Genomic DNA, 1,580 nt, shown 5'->3' with positions numbered 1-1,580 from the left:
CTTGACGCTGATAGGGCAGTAAACGGGTTCTTTTATGAATGTTCATTGCAGTATTTTCCTATAAATACTGTAAACAACGCTGGGATTTCTTACATATAATGATTTGTAATGAAATTATTTTAGAGGATAACCTCACTGCTCTGCGGTGAGGTTGTTCATTTATGTTTTTCATCAGTGTCGCACATTGGCTGGAAGAATCCTTATTGATCAGTCTGCTGTGCCTGATGCTGCTACTCTTGATATAAGCGTGCTGTGTGTTCTTTAATTTTTGGGGAATAGTTTTTCATTCATAATTGAATTCTCCCAGAATATTCAGCCTCATGAGAAAAGCGGAGCGGTACAAAACGACATTGATGTGTTGTTCAAATTGAGTATGGTACTTGTTTCGGCTGAATGGTTTATTTGGCTAATTGTTTTGAAAAATTTAATAGTTTTTAGCTATATTTGTGAGCTATTTGATGCGTTCACAAGGGTATTCTCATTCTCAAAACAACGATTTCAGGGACTAGTTTGTGTTGACGGCATTCCACAAGTAGCACCCATGCAACCGCCGGAATTAAAATCCAGCAAAGCAGAATGCCCCAAATCCCCTTTGGGAAAAGGAACTCCGTTTCCCAGTATAAAGGTAACGGAATTTGCACCATATAAACCTGCCGGAATAGTAATGTCACCTGTGATGACATAAACCATTCTGCCCGGTCCGGAATTAATCGTATTGCCGGTTAATGCTTGCCATTTTTGGCTATCGGATTGATTCATTAGCCGAAGTTTTCCTTGCCGTAAATAGTCATTCAAACCTTGTTGTCCTGCGCGAGGAAGATCGCTTCTGTGGTATTGTTGGAGAGCATTGGCAGGAACTTGTGTTGATGTCGGTGAACCTTGTCCGATTTGTTTTGAAGGGAAACTGTGTTTGGGTAATGACAATGTCCCGCCATCGAATAATTGAGCTTGATTGCTTGCATTGCCAATGGTTAAAAATCCGTTATCCGTGCTTAGTACCTGATCCGGACTGCGATTGAAAATGGTTTGGCTTAAATGATTCAGCGTCGGACCGTTATTTTTGATCCCAGAAATCGCAGTACCGCAATTATATTGACCACCTTGTCCGATGTCATAGATTTGAGTTTGTATGGGTGCGCCATCAACGATTTGTTTGTGTGCTCCAGACGTAATAATGCCAGCAATCTTGGCACCCGGTACGTATTTGATGCGCCAAATAGATGGTTTATAGGCAGATAAAATCAATACTATAGGCTGATCGGTTTCATATACGGCAACCTGAAAAACAGAGGCGGCATCATTACTGTCGTCAATGACAATATCGGTTTTCATTCCGGCATACGCTCCGCCGGCATAGAGTTTGTAATTAGGGGGTAAGGTTTTTGCCCAATCAGCACAAACATTTGGCTGATTTTGAGGGGTATTGCCATTGATAGGTTGCATTAGCCCTGTATGTCTCGAATACGTGGCTTGAGATGCTACTTGAGGCATGGCTGCTTGCTTCTGACTGTGCCACAAATAAACACCGGTTACATGTAAGAAATCCCAGCGTTGTTTACAGTATTTATAGGAAAATACTG

The 1,580-nt window shown here is 41.5% G+C and carries 1 protein-coding gene; it reads right to left on the bottom strand.

Annotated features, from left to right (window positions below; all coding sequences use genetic code 11):
- Positions 1–498 precede the first annotated feature (498 nt).
- Positions 499–1,580: hypothetical protein (locus Q384_RS10925; protein ID WP_037588110.1), on the bottom strand; the 1,082-nt coding region annotated here is incomplete at its 5' end.

Source organism: Stenoxybacter acetivorans DSM 19021 (assembly GCF_000745895.1).
GTDB classification, from domain to species: domain Bacteria; phylum Pseudomonadota; class Gammaproteobacteria; order Burkholderiales; family Neisseriaceae; genus Stenoxybacter; species Stenoxybacter acetivorans.
The sequence above is the reverse complement of the archived record's forward strand: the minus strand, read 5'-3'. Positions and strand labels throughout refer to the sequence as shown.